We start from the raw sequence: 18,765 nt of genomic DNA, 5'->3' as shown, positions 1-18,765 counted from the left end.
CGTTCACCCGCAGTTTGAGGAGTAGACGATGCTGGATGCATCCGACGACGGATATGTCACCGAGGATGGCCGCAAGATCGGCGGCGTGGTGATGGAGATGAAGAACATCACCCTGCGGTTCGGCGGCGTGGTGGCGATTAAGGACATCTCGTTCGACATCCGCCAGGGCGAGATCCGCGCGATCATCGGGCCCAACGGTGCCGGCAAGTCCTCGATGCTGAACGTGATTTCCGGCTTCTACATCCCGCAGGAGGGCGAGGTCTGGTTCCACGGGGCGAAACGCCCGCAGATGAAACCCTATGAGGTGGCCCGACAGGGCATCGCGCGGACCTTTCAGAACATCGCCCTGTTCGAAGGCATGAGCGTTCTGGACAACGTGATGACCGGCCGCCTGAACTTCATGAAGACAAACATTCTGCAGCAGGCGATCTGGCGCGGCAAGGCCGAGGCGGAAGAGGTGGAAAACCGCGAGGCGGTCGAGAAGATCATCGACTTTCTGGAAATCCAGCACATCCGCAAGACGCCTGTGGCGCGGCTGCCCTATGGCCTGAAGAAACGCGTCGAACTGGCCCGCGCGCTGGCCGCCGAACCCAAGCTGTTGCTGCTGGACGAGCCGATGGCCGGCATGAACGTCGAGGAAAAAGAGGACATGAGCCGATTCATCCTGGACGTGAACGACGAATTTGGCACGACCATCGCCCTGATCGAACATGACATGGGCGTGGTGATGGACCTGAGCGACCGCGTGGTCGTGATGGATTACGGCAAGAAGATCGGGGACGGCACGCCCGACGAGGTGCGCAACAACCAGGAAGTCATCGACGCCTATCTGGGGGTCAGCCATGACTGAGCACCGCACAGAATTGAGGGGAGGCGCAGATGCCTGATCAGTTGATTTTCGCGATGGAGGTCTTTCTGAACGGCCTCATGGCCGGGGTGCTGTATGCGCTGGTCGCGCTGGGCTTTGTGCTGATCTACAAGGCGTCGGGGATCTTCAATTATGCCCAGGGGGTTATGGCCCTGTTTGCGGCGATGACGCTGGTGGGGATCATGAACGGGCAAGTGCCGTTCTCCCATCTGATCAACGCGATCTTCGGTACGCATATTCATTACTTCGGCTGGAACGTGCCCGCGCTGCTAGCCATTCTGCTGACGATGGGCGTGATGGTCCTGCTGGCCTGGGCGGTGCAGCGCTTTGTCATGCGCCACCTCGTGGGACAGGAGCCGATCATCCTGTTCATGGCCACGATCGGCCTGGCCTATTTCCTGGAAGGCGTGGCTGACCTGATGTGGGGATCCGAGATCAAGACGCTGGACGTGGGTCTGCCGCAAGGCATCAACCTGTGGATCGACGAGACCACCTACAACATATTCGGCTACGGCTTCTTCATCGACAATCTGGACATAGTGGCGACGGTCATCGCGGCGCTTCTGGTGGCGGCACTGGTCGCGTTCAGCCAGTACACCAAGCAGGGCCGCGCCATGCGGGCCGTGGCTGACGACCATCAGGCCGCGCTGTCGGTCGGTATCTCGCTGAACTTCATCTGGATCATGGTCTGGTCGGTGGCCGGGTTCGTGGCGCTGGTCGCGGGCATCATGTGGGGCACCAAGTCGGGCGTGCAGTTCTCGCTGTCGCTGATCGCGCTCAAGGCGCTGCCGGTTCTGATGCTGGGCGGGTTCACTTCGATCCCCGGCGCCATCGTCGGCGGGCTGATCATCGGCGTGGGCGAGAAGCTGTTCGAGTTCGCCGTGGGCCCGCTGGTAGGCGGCGCGACCGAGAACTGGTTTGCCTATGTGCTGGCGCTGATCTTCCTGGTGTTCCGGCCGCAGGGCCTGTTCGGCGAGAAGATCATCGAGAGGGTGTAGGCCATGACCAAGCTGATCGCCATCATCAACGTGATCGCGTGGGCGGGGTTCTGGGCCTTTGGGTACATCGCCCTGACCTCGAACGATCTGACCGCCAATCAGCTGACCGTGGCCGCGCTTTTGGCCTTTGCCGGGCTGGTGATGGGTGTTCTGGCCTACATGAAACTGGTGCGCGCCTCGGAGGCGAGCGGATATGCCAAACGGTCCAACCAACTGGACGCCGAAGCCCGCAACCGGGCGCAGGAACAATGGGGAAAGTAAGACATGTTCTATCGTGAGGCCGGAGACTTCAAGACCTCCTACAGGGACGACAATCAGACTTTCCCGATCAAGTTCGACCGGTATCGCTACTATGTGGTGCTGGCCGTGGCGTTCGGGATCATCCCGTTCATCATCAACGACTATTGGGCCAACGCGCTGCTGCTGCCCTTCCTGATCTATGCGATTGCGGCGATCGGGCTGAACATTCTTGTGGGCTATTGCGGGCAGGTTTCCTTGGGCACCGGGGGTTTCATGGCCGTGGGCGCCTATGCCTGCTACAAGCTGATGACCGCCTTTCCCGACGTTTCGATGTTCATCCATGTGATCCTGGCCGGCGGCATCACCGCCATCGTGGGCGTGCTGTTCGGCCTGCCCAGCCTGCGGATCAAGGGGTTCTACCTGGCGGTGGCGACGCTGGCGGCGCAGTTCTTCCTGGTGTGGCTGTTCAACCGGGTGCCGTGGTTCTACAACTATTCGGCCTCGGGGCAGATCAACGCGCCCGAGCGCGACGTGTTCGGCATCATCATCACCGGCCCCAACGCGCCGGCCTGGGCGACCTATCTGTTCTGCCTGATCTTCCTGACCGCCTGCGCGATCATCGCCCGCAACCTGACCCGCGGCACCACCGGGCGCACCTGGATGGCAATCCGCGACATGGACATCGCCGCGGAAATCATCGGTGTGAACCCGCTGCGCGCCAAGCTCAGCGCCTTTGCCGTCAGCTCGTTCTTCGTGGGCGTGTCAGGCGCGCTATTCTTCGCCATCTACCTGGGCGCGGTCGAGGTGGGCGAGGCCTTCGGCATCCAGAAATCCTTCCTGGTGCTGTTCATGGTCATCATCGGCGGGCTGGGCTCGATCTTCGGATCCTTTGCCGGCGCGGCCTTCCTGGTCCTGCTGCCGGTGGTGCTCAAGGTCGTGGGCGCGGACATGCTGGGCTGGCCCACCGACATCGTGGCGCATCTGCAGCTGGTGATCGTGGGCGGGCTGATCATCCTGTTCCTGATCCTAGAACCGCACGGTCTGGCGCAGCTGTGGCGCGTCGCCAAGGAGAAACTGAGACTCTGGCCTTTCCCGCACTAGGGACCGGCCCAATCAAGAAGGGGGCGCAAAGCCCGAACCAACATCGGATAAACCAAGGGAGGAGACACCCGATGAACAAGAAACTGGCAACCATGGCGCTGGGTGCGCTGATGGCCGCGGGGCCGGCAATGGCCGACCTCGTGTTCCCGTCGCTCAGCTACCGCACCGGGCCTTACGCCGCGGGCGGCATCCCCTTCGCGGATGGCTACGCGGACTATTTCACTCTGCTCAATGAGCGGGACGGCGGCATCGGTGGTGTTCCGGCCAACGTCATCGAGTGCGAAACCGGTTACAACACCGAGAAGGGTGTCGAATGTTATGAATCGACCAAGGGCGAAGGTGCACTGGTGTATCAGCCGCTGTCGACCGGCATCACCTATCAGCTGATCCCGAAAACCACCGCTGACGACATCCCGATGCACACGATGGGATATGGCCGCACCTCGGCCAAGAACGGCAAGGTGTTCAGCCACACGTTCAACTATCCGGCCAACTACTGGGACGGTGCGTCGGGTGCGATCAACTATCTGCTCGAGGAAAACGGCGGTGATCTGAGCGGCAAGAAGATCGCGCTGGTCTACCACAACTCGGCCTACGGCAAGGAGCCGATCCGTACGCTGGAAGAGCTGTCCAAGAAGCACGGCTACGAACTGGTGGCCCTGCCGGTCGATCACCCGGGCCAGGAGCAGAAATCGCAGTGGCTGCAGATCCGCCGCGATCGTCCCGACTATGTCCTGATGTGGGGCTGGGGCGTGATGAACCAGGTGGCCATCCAGGAAGCCGCGAACATCCGGTTCCCGATGGAAAACTTCATCGGCATCTGGTGGTCGGGCGCTGAGCATGACGTGATGCCCGCCGGTGCGGCCGCGGATGGTTACAAGGCGCTGACCTTCCACAACGTCGGCTCGGACTATCCGCTGTATGACGACCTGCAGAAATACGTCATCGACGCTGGCAAGGCCGCCGGTGCTGGCGATCAGGTCGGTACGGTCCTGTACAACCGCGGTCTCTATGCTGCGATGCTGGCCGCTGAGGCCGCAAAGAAGGCACAGGAAATCTCGGGCAAGGCTGACATCACCTCGGGCGACATGCGCGACGGTATGGAAGCGCTTGAGATGACCGAAGCGAAGATGGCCGAACTGGGCCTGCCGAACTTTGGTCCGACCTTCTCGGTCAGCTGTGAAAACCACGGCGGGGATGCCCTTGTGGGCGTGACCCAGTGGGATGCAGACAGCAAGACCTGGACTCTGATCTCGGAGTTCAAGGCTACCGATACGGACGTGATCGGCCCGCTGATCGAGGAAGACTCGAGCGCATACGCGGCTGAAAACAACATCGAACCGGGCTGCAACTAAGCGGCACGAACACCGGGACGGCGGCTGACCGCCGTCCCGAACCGGACAAGCCCCGAAATGGGGCAGGCATGAGGACACGCGCTGATGCTGGATGCGGCACAAACCACTGACGTGCAGGCGGAAACCCTGCTTGAGGTCAACAATATCGAGGTGATCTACAACCATGTGATCCTCGTGCTGAAAGGCGTCAGCCTGACCGTGCCCAAGGGCGGGATCACCGCGCTGCTGGGCGGCAACGGGGCCGGCAAGACGACGACGCTCAAGGCGGTGTCGAACCTGCTGCATTCCGAACGCGGCGAGGTCACCAAGGGCTCGATCAAGTATCGCGGCCAGAACGTGCACGAGCGCGACCCGGCCGACCTGGTGCAGAAGGGCGTCATCCAGGTGATGGAAGGCCGCCACTGTTTCGAACATTTGACCGTCGAGGAAAACCTGCTGACCGGGGCCTATACCCGCAAGGACGGCAAGGCCGCCATCCAGCAGGATCTTGAACTGGTCTACAACTATTTCCCCCGCTTGAAAGAGCGGCGTCGGTCACAGGCAGGCTATACCTCGGGCGGGGAACAGCAGATGGTCGCCATGGGCCGCGCGCTGATGAGCCGCCCGGAGACGATCCTGCTGGACGAGCCCTCGATGGGCCTCGCACCGCAGCTGGTCGAGGAGATCTTCACCATCGTGAAGGACCTGAACGAACAGGAAGGTGTGTCCTTCCTGCTGGCCGAACAGAACACCAACGTGGCGCTGCGCTTTGCCCATTACGGATATATTCTGGAATCTGGGCGCGTGGTGATGGACGGCCCTGCCGCCGAACTGCGCGAGAACCCGGACGTCAAGGAATTCTACCTCGGCATGTCCGACGAAGGCCGCAAGAGTTTCCGCGATGTGCGGTCCTATCGTCGCCGCAAAAGGTGGCTGTGAGCGGATGGAGGATCTGGCGATGACATTCTACGATGCTCTGGAAACCCGTTCGGCCGATCAGCGCGCCGCCGAGCAATCGGCCGGTCTGCGCGAACAGCTGGCGCGGGCGAAATCCGCGCCCGGGTTCGCGGCCCATTTCGCCGATGTCGATCTGGACGCGGTCCAGACCATCGCGGATCTGCCCAGGCTGCCGGTTCTGCGCAAGTCCGACCTGACCAAGGCGCAGGGTCAGCACCCGCCCTTTGGCGGATTTACCGTCAAACCCGCCCATGGCTTTGCCCATGTGTTCCAGTCGCCGGGGCCGATCTATGAACCCGGCGGGGTCGATCACGACTGGTGGCGCATGGGCCGGTTCCTGCATGCGGCGGGCGTGGGCCTGGGCGATATCGTGCAGAACTGTTTTGGCTATCACCTGACACCCGCGGGCATGATCTTTGAAAACGGCGCGCGTGCCGTGGGCGCCGCCGTGCTGCCCGCGGGCACCGGCCAGACCGAACTTCAGGTCACCGCCGCGCGCGACGTGGGCTGCACCGCCTATGCCGGCACGCCCGATTACCTGAAGGTGATCCTGGACAAGGCCGACGAGATGGGCGTCGCTCTGAACTTCTCGAAGGCGGTCGTGGGCGGCGGGGCACTGTTCCCCAGCCTGCGCCAGGCCTATGCCGATCGCGGAATTTCCTGCCTGCAATGCTATGCCACGGCCGATCTGGGTAACATCGCCTATGAAAGCGCCGCGATGGAGGGCATGATCATCGACGAGCATGTCATCGTCGAAATCGTGACCCCCGGCACCGGAACACCGGTGGCGGAAGGCGAGGTCGGCGAGGTCGTGGTGACCTCCCTCAACCCCGACTATCCGCTGATCCGCTTTGCCACCGGTGATCTGTCGGCGGTGCTGCCCGGGCAGTCGCCCTGTGGCCGCACCAACCTCCGCATCAAGGGCTGGATGGGGCGCGCCGATCAGACCACCAAGATCAAGGGCATGTTCGTGCGCCCCGAACAGGTGGCCGCGCTGGTCGCCAAGCATGACGAGATCGTCAAGGCCCGCGTCATCGCTGCCCGGCAGGGCGAGATGGACACGATGACCGTGCAGATCGAAAGCCCCGGCGGCGATGACGGCACCTATGCCAAGTCGGTGGTCGAGGTTCTCAAGCTGAAGGGCACCGTTCAGGTGGTGCCACCCGGCACGCTGCCCAAGGACGGGCTGGTGATCGAGGATCAGCGCGTCTACGACTGATCCGGCCCGGGGTTCTGCGGCCAAATGCGCCGCAGAATCCTGTGCCTGCCCACTGGCGTTTCCGAGTTTTTTGGTCGATTAAAGGGGAACCGCAACCTTTGCCGACCCGAGGCCATGGCCCAGATCGAATTCTCAGAACATGGATCGCGCAACCGTGGGGCCTTGGGCACCCGGTTCGTCGGGGCCTTGGCCTATCTGGTTGCAGCAGCCTGCCTGTTGCCGATGGTCGCCGTGGTGCTGGCGGCCGTCACCGGCGGCACTGACACGATCCGGCATCTGCTGGACACGGTCCTGCCCGGCTATGCGGCCACCACGCTGATCCTGGTCTCATTGGTTTCGGTGGGGACTTTCGCCATCGGGGTCGGGGCCGCGTGGCTGGTCACCATGACCCGTTTTCCCGGCGTACGCCTGTTCGAGGTGGCATTGGTGCTGCCGCTGGCCTTTCCGGCCTATGTGCTGGCCTATGCCTATACCTTCATCCTCGATCATCCCGGCATCGTTCAGACCACGCTGCGCCAGGTGACCGGCTGGGGCCCGCGCGACTATTGGTTCCCCGAGATCCGCTCGACCGAGGGCGCGGCGGTGATGTTGATCCTGGTGCTGTACCCCTATGTCTATCTGTTGGCGCGCGCGGCCTTTCTGCAGCAAAGTGCCACCGCTTTTCTGGCGGCGCGGGCGCTGGGCAGCAGCCCGTGGTCGGCCTTTTGGCGGGTATCGCTGCCGATGGCGCGGCCCGCGATTGCCGGCGGTGTTCTACTGGCGGTGATGGAGACCATCGCTGATTTCGGTACGGTCGCCTATTTCGGGGTTCAGACCTTTGCCACCGGCATCTACACCAGCTGGTTTTCGATGGCCGACCGCGCGGCGGCGGCGCAGCTGGCGCTGTGCCTTCTGGCCTTTGCGCTGGTGATGGCCGTGACCGAGCGCACCCAGCGCGGCAAGGCCAAATACTACCAACCCGGCAAACGCCACGCGGCATTGCCCGCTGCACAGCTGAGCGGCTGGCAGGCTGTGGCGGCATGGGTTTTATGCGCCATTCCGGTTTTGTTCGGCTTTCTACTTCCGGTGATCGTGCTGACTCAGATGGGATTGGAGTCCGAGCAGAACCTGCTTTCGGCCCGCTATCTCGGGTTCATTCGGAACTCTCTGACTCTGGCAGGAACGGCGGCGGTGATCACCGTCTGCGCGGCGGTCTGCGTCGGTTTCTTCCAACGGCTGAGACCCGGGCGCGGTTCGGCCATGGCGGCTTATGCGGCGCGGTTGGGCTATGCCGTGCCAGGCGGCGTGATCGCGGTGGGGCTGATCGTGCCTTTTGCCGGGTTCGACAATGCGCTGGACGCCTGGATGCGGCAGACCTTCGGCGTGTCGACCGGGTTGCTGGTCACCGGCTCGATCTGGTTGTTGGTGGCGGCCTACATGGTGCGCTTCCTCGCGGCCGCGCTCAGCGCTTATGAAAGCGGTCAGAGCACCGTTCATGCAAATATGGATGCCGCTGCCCGCTCGCTGGGGCAGACGCCATTGGGCACGTTGCGTCGGGTGCATCTGCCGATCCTCACGCCCTCGCTGCTGACGGCGCTGCTGATCGTATTCGTGGACGTGATGAAGGAACTGCCGGCCACGCTGATCATGCGGCCCTTCAACTTTGACACGCTGGCGGTTCAGGCCTACCGGCTGGCCTCGGACGAACGGTTGGAGGGCGCTGCCGTTCCGTCGCTGGTGATCTTGGCCGTGGGCCTGCTGCCGGTGATCCTGATCTGCCGCCAGGTCGGGCGCCGGCACTGACGGGCGGTTCAAAAATACCACACCATGTCGTGACAGGCTTGATCTGATCGCATTTTCCGGCAAGGCTGAAGTCATGAACATGCAGCCTCCCAGCCGGAACCCTGCAAGCCCGGTCCAGATGCCGGTGGCCTTCAACCGGCAAGAGATGTCACAGATTCTTTCCGTCTATGGACGGATGGTCGCCGCCGGAGAATGGCGTGACTACGGAATATCAAATCTGCGCGACGTTGCCATATTCTCGATCTTCCGACGTACGGCCGAGCACCCGATCTATCGTGTTGAAAAACACCCCCGGCTGCGTTCAAAGCAGGGGATGTATTCGGTGGTGGGCATGGACGGGCGCATCCTGAAACGCGGGCACGACCTGCGCGCCGTCCTGCGGGTACTGGAACGCAAGCTGATCCGCTCGGTCGACCCGGATTAGAGCCGCTTGTGCGCCGTGACCGGCCCGTCGCCCTGGGCTTCGATCCGGGCAATGGCCTGATCCATCGGTTCAAATACCACCGCCATGTGATGGGCATTGGCATGCAGCAGCATGTTGTCGCCAGACACCCAAGCCACATGGCCTTTCCAGAACAACAGATCGCCACGCTGCGTCGGGGTACCTTGGGGCAGTGCGGTGCCAAGCTCCCGCTCCTGGTCGCCGCTGTCGCCGGGGCAGGCAACGCCGCAGGCCAGCAGCCCGGCCTGAATCAGGCCTGAACAATCCAGCCCCCACCGGCTGTTGCCGCCCCAAAGATAGGGGGTGCCCAGAAACAGTTCGGCCACGGCCACCGGGTCGTTCAGTAGGGTTCCGACCGGTTTGACATGCACTGCGGGGATGAACCCAAGCTCGGTCTCGACAAAGCGGTCCTGCTGCGACAACACCACGACCCGGCTGCCAAAGCTCAGGCTGACCCGGTCGGGGCTTTTGATGTCGGGTTGCGCATAGGCATGGGTCGCCGGGGCCCAGATCCAATGCGTGGCCGGGACGTCTGGGCCCAGCTGGTCCGCGCGCAGCCAGCCTTGATACCCATCCTTGTCGGAAACCACCCGGCACCAGCCGCCGGACTGTTCGGTGATGTCAAGGCCGTCGCCATACAGCAGCTGACGGTCGCGCGGGCCCTTCGGACTGCGCAGCAGGTCCACGACAGGGCGGATGATGCGCGCGCGGGTCACAGGCCCAGCATCCTGGGCAGGGCGGTCAGCAGGGCGCGCGGCCCTTGCCCCAACCCGCCTTTGCTGCGGCCGGGCTCTTTGGCCTTTTGCCAGGAATAGATGTCGAAATGCATGTACCGGCTGTTTTCCACGAACCGCCGCAGGAACAACGCTGCGGTGATCGACCCGGCAAACCCGCCCGCCGGCGCGTTGTCGAGATCGGCGATGCCCGGCTCGATCAACGTCTCATAGGGCGTGTGGAACGGCATCCGCCAGACCGGGTCAGCCGCCTGAACGGCGGCCTGCGACAAGGCCTGCGCGGCGGCATCGTCATCGGTATAGAACGGGGCCAGATCCGCCCCCACCGCCACCCGCGCCGCGCCGGTCAGCGTCGCCATCGAGATCACCAGATCCGGCGCGCCCTCATCCGCCAGCGCCAGCGCGTCGGCCAGAACCAGCCGCCCCTCGGCATCGGTGTTGTTGATCTCGACCGTCAGGCCCTTGCGTGAGGTCAGGATGTCGCCGGGCCGGAACGCGTTGCCCGCCACCGCGTTTTCCACAGCCGGAATCAGCACCCGCAACTGCAGCGGCAGATCCAGCGCCATGATCATACGCGCCAGTCCCAGCACGTTCGCCGCGCCGCCCATGTCCTTTTTCATCAACCCCATCGAGGCACCCGGCTTCAGGTTCAGTCCGCCGGTGTCAAAGCAGACGCCCTTGCCGACCAAGGTTAGCTTCGGACCGCTTGTGCCCCAGGTCATCTCGATCAGGCGCGGAGCCTGTTCAGCGGCCCGACCTACAGCGTGGATCATGGGAAAGTTCTGTTCCAACAAGGCGTCGCCAATGGTGACGGCACAACGAGCTCCGTACTCCTGCGCCAGCGTTTCAACGGCGTCTTGCAGGGCCTGAGGTCCCATGTCGGCCGTCGGAGTGTTGACCAGGTCACGGGTGAGAGCTTCGGCATTGGCCATGATCTCAACCCGCGGAGCATTCACACCGTCCGGCGCGACCAATCGGGCTTTTGCGCCGGACTGTTCGGCATATCGGACGAAACTGTACCCGGTCAGCAACCAGCCCAGGGCTTCGATTTCGGCTCTGTCAGTCGGCAAACCGGACGCAATCCGGTAAGTGCCCTCGGGCAGAACCTCGGCGGCGGCGGCAAGCGGAAAGCGTACCCGAGCGCGCCGGGTGTCTGTTCCATAGCCTGCCAGCGCGAATTGCGGCGCGCCCGTCGGTCTGGGAACCAGCAGAACCTGCCCGATTGCGCCGGTGAATCCGTTCGCGGCCACCCAGGCCTGTGTCTGATCGGGCTGAGACTTCAGCCATGGCTCGAGCCCGTCCTGCGCAAGAACATGCAGATCAATGGCAGGGGCATCGGAAGGTGCAAAAGACAGGGACATGGGCGCCTCGGACTGTTCTGGTGACGCCTACACTAGCCGCCTGTTGTTCGCCCGCAACCCGTCATATCGAAAGATCCTGTTGATCCCATACAGCGGTCAGCGACCGCTCGCCCACCCGGATCAGTCGGCTGAGCGTAGCTCCGGTCGCCACCGCATCGCCGGCATCTACCGTCCGGGCCACGTCGCCGGCGACCCGGGCCAGCGCCGTCATGCCGACCTGTTCGGATATCGCGACCAGAGACTTGGCGCATTTCCGCAGCCCCGCCCAGTCACGTTGACGCCAGAGCCGTTCACAATTCGACAGGCGTACTGCCAGTTCCTCGACCGTTCGGCACAGAACGTCGACCGCGTTCGTGTCACCCAATTGCCGATACAGCCCGTTCAGCCGGTCCGGATCCAGCCGCACGGATTCCTTCTGTTCAAGCGTGACGATCTTGTCCACCTCATTCACCCCAATCTTTCTGCCCCCACGGCATCTGCGAACCTGTCACAAAAGACCTTTGCAATTCCTTGCGGCCAATCGGGATAATGTCTCGAATTTTGTTCGAACTTGCGTTAGATCGGCGGTCGAACTGCAAATTTGGGAAAACGCGATGCACCACGCCAAACCTCTGCCGAGCTATCTGGTAAAACGGTACCACGGTTGGAAAGCCACGTCCTATTCCGAGAACCAGGCCTGGTACCGCCGGCTGGCGACCGAGGGTCAGCGTCCGCGTGCGATGGTGATTTCCTGCTGTGACAGCCGGGTCCATGTCACCTCGATTTTCGGGGCCGACCAGGGCGAGTTTTTTATCCACCGCAATATTGCCAACCTGGTGCCGCCCTACGAACCGGACGGCGAGCGCCACGGCACCAGTGCAACTATCGAATATGCAGTGACGGCATTGAAAGTGGCGCATCTGATCGTACTGGGGCATTCGCAATGCGGCGGGGTGCAGGGCTGTATCGACATGTGCAAAGGCGAAGCGCCGCAACTGGAAGCCAAAGAGAGCTTTGTCGGACGCTGGATGGACATCCTCAAACCGAAATTCGATCTGGTCTCCGATGTCGAGGACCCCGCCGAACAGGCGCGCCAGTTCGAGCGTCAGGCGGTTGTCGCGTCGCTCGAAAACCTGATGACCTTCCCGTTCGTGGCCGAAGCCGTACAGAACGGCTCGATATCGCTGCACGGCTTGTGGACCGACATCGGCGAAGGTGGTCTGGAGTATTATGATCCGTCAGGAAAAAAATTCCTGCCGGTTTAGTCTTTAAATCGGAGAAACGCACCCTAATTGAACGCTAGTTCAATTAGGGTGCGGTGACTGTATGGAAAACCTGTTGTCTCTGGCGGCCGACAATCTGGTCTCGCCGATCATTCTCAGTTTTGTGCTTGGTCTGTCAGCGGCATTGGCCCGATCTGACCTGACCATTCCCGAGGCCATCGCCAAGGCGATGTCGATCTATCTGCTGTTTGCGATCGGCTTCAAGGGTGGGGTCAGTGTTGCCGCACACGGGATCGACGCCACGCTTGGCTTGTCCCTCATTGCAGGTGTCATTCTGTCCGCACTGCTGCCGCTGGTGGCGTTTGGCCTGTTGCGGGTGCTGACAAACCTGGACCATGTCAACGCCGGAGCGGTCGCAGCGCATTACGGCTCAATCTCGATCGTCACATTTGTGGCCGGTACGTCGGTTCTGGAAAGTCAGGGCCTGATGTACGAGGGCTACATGGTGGCTGTTGCGGCGGCGATGGAAGCGCCGGCGATCTTGTCCGCTCTGTGGCTGATCTCCCGCGGCGGCGGAGCCCGCCGGATGGACTCGGACCTCTGGCGCGAGATTGCCCTCAATGGTTCGATCGTTCTGCTTGTCGGGTCGTTTGCAATCGGCTGGATCACGGGCGAGGACGGTCTGGCCGAAATCAGCAGCTTCGTGGTCGCACCGTTCAAGGGTGTCCTGTGCCTGTTCCTGCTGGACATGGGTATCGTCGCGGGGCGCGGGTTGCGTGCCGGGCGCGGGCTGATCACGATGGGTCTGCTTGGCTTCGGCGTGCTGATGCCGCTGATCGGGGCTGGTGCCGGGTTGGTGGCCGCGCTCCTGTTGGGTCTGTCCACCGGTGGAGCGGTGTTGCTGATGGTGTTGGGCGCCTCCGCCTCGTACATCGCGGTTCCTGCGGCGATGCGCGTGGCCGTGCCCGAGGCGAACCCGTCCATCTATCTGACCCTGTCTTTGGGCGTCACATTCCCATTCAACCTGGCGCTGGGCCTGCCGATCTACGTCTCGGTCGCCCGGGCCGTTACCGGAGGATAAGACGATGCAGACACATGAGGCCAAACGGGTCGAGATCACCATCGAAGCCATCGTGAAATCCCGTCTGACGGATGCTCTGGTCGATCAAGGTGTGACCGGGTTCACGATCCTGCCGGTGCTCGGCGGATCGGGACGATCGGGTGAATGGAGCCGTTCTGGCCAGGTCAGCCGCGCCAGCGGGATGGTTCAGGTCATCTGCATCATTCGCCCCGATCGCTTGGACGGGCTGCTGAGCGCGATTCTTCCCGTGCTTGATCGCCATATCGGGGTTGTAAGCGTCACCGACTGCCAGGTTCTGCGGGCCGAGCGTTTCTGACCCGGCGCGCTTGGGATCCGATGCGCGCCTAACCTCGGGAGTCATGGCGTGGACCCATGCACGATGTGCGGAGCGAACAGGCAAATCCCTGTTCGCAAAACCACACATTTTCCTTCAGAGCCGGCTGACTGACAAACATCGTTGATGGCAACCGGGACGGGCGCTAGCATTTCAGCCAGCATCTTGAGGTTGGCCGTTTTGAGCATCGCCTACAGAAGGGAAATTGACGGCCTTCGGGCAATAGCTGTGTTGCCAGTGGTCTTCTACCACGCCGGATTGTCATGGCTGTCCGGCGGGTTTCTGGGTGTTGATGTCTTTTTCGTCATCAGCGGCTACTTGATCACCTCGCTTCTGATCGGGGATATTCAACGCGGACAGTTGTCCATCGTCGATTTCTACGAAAGGCGAGCCAGGCGGATCCTTCCGGCCCTTTTCGTGGTTCTTGCCGTGACGACCTGCCTGGCGTGGATCTGGATGCTGCCGGCCGATCTCAGGGTCTATTCGCGAAGCCTGTCATCCGTCGCGGTATTCCTGTCGAACGTCTTCTTCTTCCGGAACAAGGACTATTTCGCGGATGAATTCGACATGCATCCGCTCCTCCACACCTGGAGCCTTGCGGTGGAAGAACAGTTCTACCTGCTGTTTCCGCTACTGCTGCTGTTTCTGTTTCGAAGAGGGACCCGGACCTGCATCATTGGCCTGACGGTGTTGCTTTTGGCGAGTCTCTTGCTGGCGCAGTGGACATCGGAAAACGAACCCAGAGCAGGGTTCTACCTCATCTATACCCGCGCGTGGGAGCTTTTGGCCGGCGCGATATGCGCCTTCGTTCCGCGGCAGGACAAGGGGCGTTTCTCGACTGTGCTACCCCTGCTGGGCATGGCCGGGCTGCTGGTGTCTTACGTGATGTTCGACCGGTACACGCCGCACCCGTCAATCCTTACGGCCGTGCCCGTTCTGGGAACCGTTCTGGTCATCCTTTTCGCCAGCCAACGGGACCCGGTGGGGGCGCTGTTGTCGTCTCGGATCATGGTCTGGATCGGCCTGATCAGCTACAGCCTTTACCTGTGGCACTACCCGTTGTTGGTCTTTGCCAAGATCCGGAGTGTTCCGGCCCCAACACCGCTGACCATCGCCAGCCTTGTCGTGCTGGCCTTTGTGCTCTCCGCCTTGACATGGCGCTTCGTCGAGCAACCCTTTCGCCGTCGCAGGGAAGGTCTGTTCAGCCGCCGGGGGATCTTCATCGGAAGCGCCGCGATATCGGCTTTGGTGTTCTCGGTTGGGGTGGCGATCTTCGCAACCGATGGTGCGCCCGATCGCAAGGCGCTGCGCGATCTCGATCTGCCGAGACTGACCGAAAGCCTGGCTCCGAACCGCGGTTTGAGCAATGAATGCAACGGTCGGATGCCGGTGCCGGACAGCTGTGCGACTTCCGAGTCTCCCAAGGTTGCGGTTTGGGGGGACAGTTTCGCCATGCATCTGGTGGTCGGCCTGACCGCGGCCTATCCCGAGCTTGGGGTCGTCCAGCTGACCAAGTCGCTCTGCGCGCCGATCGCCGGTATCGCCTTTGCCGATCGCGGCCGGACCGGAGAATCCCCGCAAGCCTGTCTGGATTTCAGCGACCAGGTGCTGGATTATGTCACTTCGACCGACAGCATTGACTATGTCATCGTCTCATCGCCGTTCTACTACCTGTTCGAGCCGGGCGGACTTGCTGCCGTTGACGGCGCAATGGACCCCGAAGGCCCGCAGAGCACGGTTCTGCGGAACCTGGAAAAAACGCTCGAACGGCTTGTGTCTGCCGATAAAACCCCGATCGTTGTGTCTCCGCCCCCCTCGAATGGCCAAAACCTGGGCTATTGCGTGGTGAATGCCGAACTCCGAGGCGCTGACCCGGATCTGTGCGACTATTCGCTCGAGGACATACAGCCGGAGCTTCTTGAGGTGGGTGAGATGCTGCACCAGCTCGAGGGCCGCCACAAGGTCGTCTGGCTGGATCGGATACTTTGCGATGCTGACGGCATGTGCCGCGCCAGCGACGGCACGACGGCATACTATCGGGATGGTCGCCATCTCTCGAAAGAAGGTTCGCGCGAACTTGGGTGCCGCACCGGTGGATGGTTCCTGTTCGGGGACGAACCTAATGGGCCAGCCGACACTGGCGCTGTGGGTCCTGCTAATGACCGTCCCTGCAGCCAGTTTCAACAGAACGCCGACCTGGCCCAGAGCGCGCCGACCGGGGAGTGATTCCTCAGCCCTGCATTGGTCTGCAGCCCGCGCGCCGCGGTACTGCAGCGCGTGGCACGGGTTACGTCATCAGGTAATTTTATTCGAATATCCAATTCCGTGATAGGCTGCCGTCGTTTCCGGAACCAACCGAATGGAAATGCCACACCTGGGAGGGATTTTATGACCAAGTCTTTCGCAATCGTTTCACAACGTCCCTTGTGGACATTGGCCTGTCTGGCCGCGCTGACCGCCACATCCGTGTCCGCGCAGGAATTCCAGACCGAGCAGGACAGCACGGACGTCGTATTGGCACCTGATGATTTCTCTCCCTATGCGGGGCGGAATTTTCCCCAACGGCCGCTGTGGGGAGACTCGCATCTGCATACTTCGGTTTCGGTTGATGCCGGCACGATGACCCGGCTGACCCAGGAACAGGCGTTTCGCTTTGCCCGCGGCGAAGAGGTCACGACAACCCACGGCCTTCGGGCCAAGCTGTCCCGTCCGCTTGATTGGCTGGTCGTCTCGGACCATGCCGAGATGTACGGGCTGATGCCGCAACTGCTGGCCGGAGACGCCGAGGTTCTGGCGACACCCCAGGGCAAGGCCTGGTACGAGGCGCTGACGGCGGGTGACAGCCAGCTTGCGTTTGACACGGCAATGGAGATCGTCGCCTCGTTGTCGGATGACGTCCCGCCCATCGACAACCCGAAGGCCATCAAGCATGCGTGGGAGGCGTACACGGCCCTCGCGGACAGCTTCAACGAGCCGGGAGTCTTTTCAGCCATCATCGGCTATGAATACACCACCGAGGGCGCCAACAACCTGCACCGGAACGTGCTGTTCCGCGATGGGCGCGACCAGGCCAACCAGACCCGCCCGTTCTCGCAATATGACAGCAAGAACCCCGAGGACCTGTGGGCCTTTCTGGCCGAATACGAGGAACGGACAGGCGGCGAGGTCCTGGCCATCGCGCATAACGGCAACCTGTCGAACGGGCGGATGTTCTCTCTGAACGCTTATGATGGATCCGCACTGACCCAAGAGATCGCAAGTCTGCGCGCCCGGTTCGAGCCGCTGTACGAACCGACGCAGATCAAGGGCGACGGTGAGGCGCATCCGTTCCTCAGCCCCGATGATGAGTTCGCAGATTTCGACACATGGGACGCGGCCAATCTGAACGGAACCGAGTTGAAGCAACCAGAGATGCTGGCCGGTGAGTATGCACGCGAGGCGTTGAAGCGCGGGCTCAAGATCGAACAGGAGCTGGGTGTGAACCCGTTCAAGTTCGGGATGGTCGGCGCGACGGATTCGCATACCGGTATGGCAACGGCCCAGGAAGACAACTTTTTCGGCAAACATTCCGGGGTCGAGCCCGGCCCGAACCGCTGGGAACACCTGGTAATCGAAGCACCCGATCCAGAGCTGTCGATCTATGGCTGGAAACAGGCCGCTGGTGGACTGGGTGCGGTCTGGGCGACGGAAAACACCCGCGAGGCGATCTTTGACGCGATGCAGCGCAGGGAGACCTACGCGACCACGGGGTCGCGTATGGGGGTTCGGTTTTTCGGCGGCTATGACTTCACCGATGAGGATGCCGCAAGCCGTGTTCCTGCGGATGCCGGCTACAAAAAAGGCGTACCGATGGGGGGCAACCTGCAGGCGTCTCCCGATGGACGGGCTCCGAATTTCCTTGTTTTTGCATTGAAGGACCCGATTTCCGGCAACCTGGATCGCATCCAGATCGTCAAGGGCTGGGTCGATGCTGACGGGGCCTTGCAGGAGAAAGTCTACAACGTCGTCTGGGCCGGCGATCGCCAGATGGACGAGAACGGCAAACTGCCCGAAGTCGGCAACACCGTCGACGTCGAAAACGCCACGTGGACCAACACCATCGGGGCAAGTGAGTTGATCACCACGTGGCAGGATCCGGATTTCGACCCCAACCTGTCTGCGTTCTACTATGCCCGTGTGATTGAGATCCCGACCCCCCGCTGGACCGCCTACGAGGCCAAACGGTTCGGGATCGAGATGCCGGACTATGTTCCGATGATCACGACCGAACGGGCCTATACGTCGCCGATCTGGTACACCCCGGGATAAACGGTCGTTCCGTTGAGCGAAGCCCCGCCTCGCGCAGGCGGGGCGGTCTTGTTCATTCGGCTGGGTTGGGATTGCCGGCCACCGGCCTGCGGTTGTCCGCGTCTGTCGCTCCGAAACCGTGACGCAGCAGGATGAACACGAACAGGACCATGGTCAGAACAGCCAGAAGCGATCCGATCTGAGCAAGGGTTTCGCCCCTTTCGGTGATTGCCAGCACGATTCCGGGAACGAGCACCAGCACTGTTGCCACGGACAGCCCATAGTGGAGTTTCGCCAGACCGCTGCGCGCCGCCTCGGGGGTCAGAGCGTAGTAGAATCCGAACACTGCCAGCGCAACGAACCCGATCAGGTTCAAGTGGCCATGTGCCGGAGACAGCGTGTGATCATGGCTGGCCGACATCTGGATACCCCACAACATGCCCAAAACGGCAAATATGGCTGCGGTGGTCAGAAAAAAGATGGGCAATCTGGTCATAACGGTCTCCTTTGAATATCCGATGAGCCGCACGGGGCGTTAAAATCGGATTTTGCCGGAAAAGGTGTGTTCTACCGCGGGCATCCGAACCACGCTGCCCAACCCGACCCGAACCGTCCGGAAGTGCGGCGCTGAGCACTGAAGGCCGGAAAAAATCTGCCTTGTCAGCGGTTCCAGAGCACGTGGGATCGCGCGGTGTCGAACCCCGGTTCCTGCGACAGGTTAGGCTCTGTTTGATCAATCATGGCTCGTTTCCCCTCGGCTGAGATTGAAACGAAGGCGCCTTCAATGGGCGGAAAAATACCAGCAGCTGCGAAACATGAAAAATT

At 62.0% G+C, this 18,765-nt stretch carries 18 protein-coding genes; 14 read left to right on the top strand and 4 right to left on the bottom strand.

The window, feature by feature from the left end; genetic code table 11:
• Positions 1-28 precede the first annotated feature (28 nt).
• The 9 genes from ACR0FC_RS13160 to ACR0FC_RS13120 all read left to right on the top strand — a co-directional run bounded on the left by ACR0FC_RS13160 (position 29) and on the right by ACR0FC_RS13120 (position 8,923).
• Entirely contained in the window at positions 29-850 is an 822-nt protein-coding gene (locus ACR0FC_RS13160; protein ID WP_093963943.1) for an ABC transporter ATP-binding protein, read from the top strand.
• A 29-nt stretch (positions 851-879) separates the two neighbouring features.
• Positions 880-1,866 carry a branched-chain amino acid ABC transporter permease gene (locus ACR0FC_RS13155; protein WP_170340766.1) on the top strand — a complete coding sequence of 329 codons (987 nt, stop codon included), beginning with the start codon at positions 880-882 and terminating at the stop codon, positions 1,864-1,866.
• A gap of 3 nt (positions 1,867-1,869) precedes the next feature.
• A complete protein-coding gene (locus ACR0FC_RS13150) occupies positions 1,870-2,127 on the top strand; it encodes a hypothetical protein (RefSeq protein WP_170340767.1) in 258 nt (85 codons plus the stop codon).
• 3 nt (positions 2,128-2,130) lie between these two features.
• Complete coding sequence (locus ACR0FC_RS13145) at positions 2,131-3,207, top strand: branched-chain amino acid ABC transporter permease (protein WP_005979938.1); 1,077 nt, start codon at positions 2,131-2,133, stop codon at positions 3,205-3,207.
• A gap of 71 nt (positions 3,208-3,278) precedes the next feature.
• A complete protein-coding gene (locus tag ACR0FC_RS13140) occupies positions 3,279-4,562 on the top strand; it encodes an ABC transporter substrate-binding protein (RefSeq protein WP_093963947.1) in 1,284 nt (427 codons plus the stop codon).
• Between the two features lie 84 nt (positions 4,563-4,646).
• On the top strand, positions 4,647-5,480 hold the full coding sequence (locus tag ACR0FC_RS13135; protein WP_093963948.1) for an ABC transporter ATP-binding protein: 834 nt from the start codon (positions 4,647-4,649) through the stop codon (positions 5,478-5,480).
• 19 nt (positions 5,481-5,499) lie between these two features.
• Positions 5,500-6,717 carry a phenylacetate--CoA ligase family protein gene (locus ACR0FC_RS13130; protein WP_170340769.1) on the top strand — a complete coding sequence of 406 codons (1,218 nt, stop codon included), beginning with the start codon at positions 5,500-5,502 and terminating at the stop codon, positions 6,715-6,717.
• A 114-nt stretch (positions 6,718-6,831) separates the two neighbouring features.
• Positions 6,832-8,499: an ABC transporter permease gene (locus ACR0FC_RS13125; protein ID WP_093963949.1), complete on the top strand. Its 1,668-nt coding sequence runs from the start codon at positions 6,832-6,834 to the stop codon at positions 8,497-8,499.
• A 73-nt stretch (positions 8,500-8,572) separates the two neighbouring features.
• Complete coding sequence (locus tag ACR0FC_RS13120) at positions 8,573-8,923, top strand: DUF2794 domain-containing protein (protein WP_093963950.1); 351 nt, start codon at positions 8,573-8,575, stop codon at positions 8,921-8,923.
• Here the strand turns inward: ACR0FC_RS13120 and ACR0FC_RS13115 are convergent.
• The 3 genes from ACR0FC_RS13115 to ACR0FC_RS13105 all read right to left on the bottom strand — a co-directional run bounded on the left by ACR0FC_RS13115 (position 8,920) and on the right by ACR0FC_RS13105 (position 11,487).
• On the bottom strand, positions 8,920-9,657 hold the full coding sequence (locus ACR0FC_RS13115) for a C40 family peptidase (protein ID WP_170340770.1): 738 nt from the start codon (positions 9,655-9,657) through the stop codon (positions 8,920-8,922). The genes ACR0FC_RS13120 and ACR0FC_RS13115 overlap by 4 nt on opposite strands.
• A complete protein-coding gene (locus tag ACR0FC_RS13110; protein ID WP_170340772.1) occupies positions 9,654-11,036 on the bottom strand; it encodes a leucyl aminopeptidase family protein in 1,383 nt (460 codons plus the stop codon). Before ACR0FC_RS13110 ends, ACR0FC_RS13115 begins: the two co-directional genes overlap by 4 nt.
• A 61-nt stretch (positions 11,037-11,097) precedes the next feature.
• On the bottom strand, positions 11,098-11,487 hold the full coding sequence (locus tag ACR0FC_RS13105; protein ID WP_170340773.1) for a hypothetical protein: 390 nt from the start codon (positions 11,485-11,487) through the stop codon (positions 11,098-11,100).
• A gap of 142 nt (positions 11,488-11,629) precedes the next feature.
• Here ACR0FC_RS13105 and ACR0FC_RS13100 point away from each other — a divergent pair, with 142 nt between their 5' ends.
• The 5 genes from ACR0FC_RS13100 to ACR0FC_RS13080 all read left to right on the top strand — a co-directional run bounded on the left by ACR0FC_RS13100 (position 11,630) and on the right by ACR0FC_RS13080 (position 17,961).
• Complete coding sequence (locus tag ACR0FC_RS13100; protein ID WP_093963954.1) at positions 11,630-12,280, top strand: carbonic anhydrase; 651 nt, start codon at positions 11,630-11,632, stop codon at positions 12,278-12,280.
• Positions 12,281-12,341: 61 nt separating this feature from the next.
• Positions 12,342-13,319, top strand: coding sequence for a sodium-dependent bicarbonate transport family permease (locus ACR0FC_RS13095; protein WP_170340783.1), 978 nt, complete (start codon positions 12,342-12,344; stop codon positions 13,317-13,319).
• A 4-nt stretch (positions 13,320-13,323) separates the two neighbouring features.
• Positions 13,324-13,635 (top strand): P-II family nitrogen regulator, encoded by a 312-nt coding sequence (locus ACR0FC_RS13090; protein ID WP_170340785.1) that lies wholly within the window; start codon positions 13,324-13,326, stop codon positions 13,633-13,635.
• A 144-nt stretch (positions 13,636-13,779) separates the two neighbouring features.
• The gene (locus ACR0FC_RS13085; protein ID WP_254437804.1) at positions 13,780-15,879 is read left to right on the top strand and encodes an acyltransferase family protein; all 2,100 of its coding nucleotides are present in this window, start codon (positions 13,780-13,782) and stop codon (positions 15,877-15,879) included.
• Positions 15,880-16,041: 162 nt separating this feature from the next.
• Positions 16,042-17,961, top strand: a complete 1,920-nt coding sequence (locus ACR0FC_RS13080) for a DUF3604 domain-containing protein (RefSeq protein WP_170340789.1) — start codon at positions 16,042-16,044, stop codon at positions 17,959-17,961.
• A gap of 52 nt (positions 17,962-18,013) precedes the next feature.
• On the opposite strand, the gene ACR0FC_RS13075 is transcribed toward ACR0FC_RS13080, so the two are convergent.
• The gene (locus ACR0FC_RS13075) at positions 18,014-18,436 is read right to left on the bottom strand and encodes a hypothetical protein (RefSeq protein ID WP_170340791.1); all 423 of its coding nucleotides are present in this window, start codon (positions 18,434-18,436) and stop codon (positions 18,014-18,016) included.
• Between the last annotated feature and the right edge of the window lie 329 nt (positions 18,437-18,765).

Source organism: Ruegeria sp. BB9 (genome assembly GCF_056539345.1).
The sequence above is the reverse complement of the archived record's forward strand: the minus strand, read 5'-3'. Positions and strand labels throughout refer to the sequence as shown.

Coding starts and splice junctions, on each gene's coding strand:
- ACR0FC_RS13095 (WP_170340783.1), top strand. CDS start 12,342: ATGGAAAACCTGTTGTCTCTGGCGGCCGACAATCTGGTCTCGCCGATC.
- ACR0FC_RS13110 (WP_170340772.1), bottom strand. CDS start 11,036: ATGTCCCTGTCTTTTGCACCTTCCGATGCCCCTGCCATTGATCTGCAT.
- ACR0FC_RS13075 (WP_170340791.1), bottom strand. CDS start 18,436: ATGACCAGATTGCCCATCTTTTTTCTGACCACCGCAGCCATATTTGCC.
- ACR0FC_RS13150 (WP_170340767.1), top strand. CDS start 1,870: ATGACCAAGCTGATCGCCATCATCAACGTGATCGCGTGGGCGGGGTTC.
- ACR0FC_RS13145 (WP_005979938.1), top strand. CDS start 2,131: ATGTTCTATCGTGAGGCCGGAGACTTCAAGACCTCCTACAGGGACGAC.
- ACR0FC_RS13125 (WP_093963949.1), top strand. CDS start 6,832: ATGGCCCAGATCGAATTCTCAGAACATGGATCGCGCAACCGTGGGGCC.
- ACR0FC_RS13155 (WP_170340766.1), top strand. CDS start 880: ATGCCTGATCAGTTGATTTTCGCGATGGAGGTCTTTCTGAACGGCCTC.
- ACR0FC_RS13080 (WP_170340789.1), top strand. CDS start 16,042: ATGACCAAGTCTTTCGCAATCGTTTCACAACGTCCCTTGTGGACATTG.
- ACR0FC_RS13160 (WP_093963943.1), top strand. CDS start 29: ATGCTGGATGCATCCGACGACGGATATGTCACCGAGGATGGCCGCAAG.
- ACR0FC_RS13100 (WP_093963954.1), top strand. CDS start 11,630: ATGCACCACGCCAAACCTCTGCCGAGCTATCTGGTAAAACGGTACCAC.
- ACR0FC_RS13130 (WP_170340769.1), top strand. CDS start 5,500: ATGACATTCTACGATGCTCTGGAAACCCGTTCGGCCGATCAGCGCGCC.
- ACR0FC_RS13085 (WP_254437804.1), top strand. CDS start 13,780: ATGGCAACCGGGACGGGCGCTAGCATTTCAGCCAGCATCTTGAGGTTG.
- ACR0FC_RS13135 (WP_093963948.1), top strand. CDS start 4,647: ATGCTGGATGCGGCACAAACCACTGACGTGCAGGCGGAAACCCTGCTT.
- ACR0FC_RS13090 (WP_170340785.1), top strand. CDS start 13,324: ATGCAGACACATGAGGCCAAACGGGTCGAGATCACCATCGAAGCCATC.
- ACR0FC_RS13120 (WP_093963950.1), top strand. CDS start 8,573: ATGAACATGCAGCCTCCCAGCCGGAACCCTGCAAGCCCGGTCCAGATG.
- ACR0FC_RS13140 (WP_093963947.1), top strand. CDS start 3,279: ATGAACAAGAAACTGGCAACCATGGCGCTGGGTGCGCTGATGGCCGCG.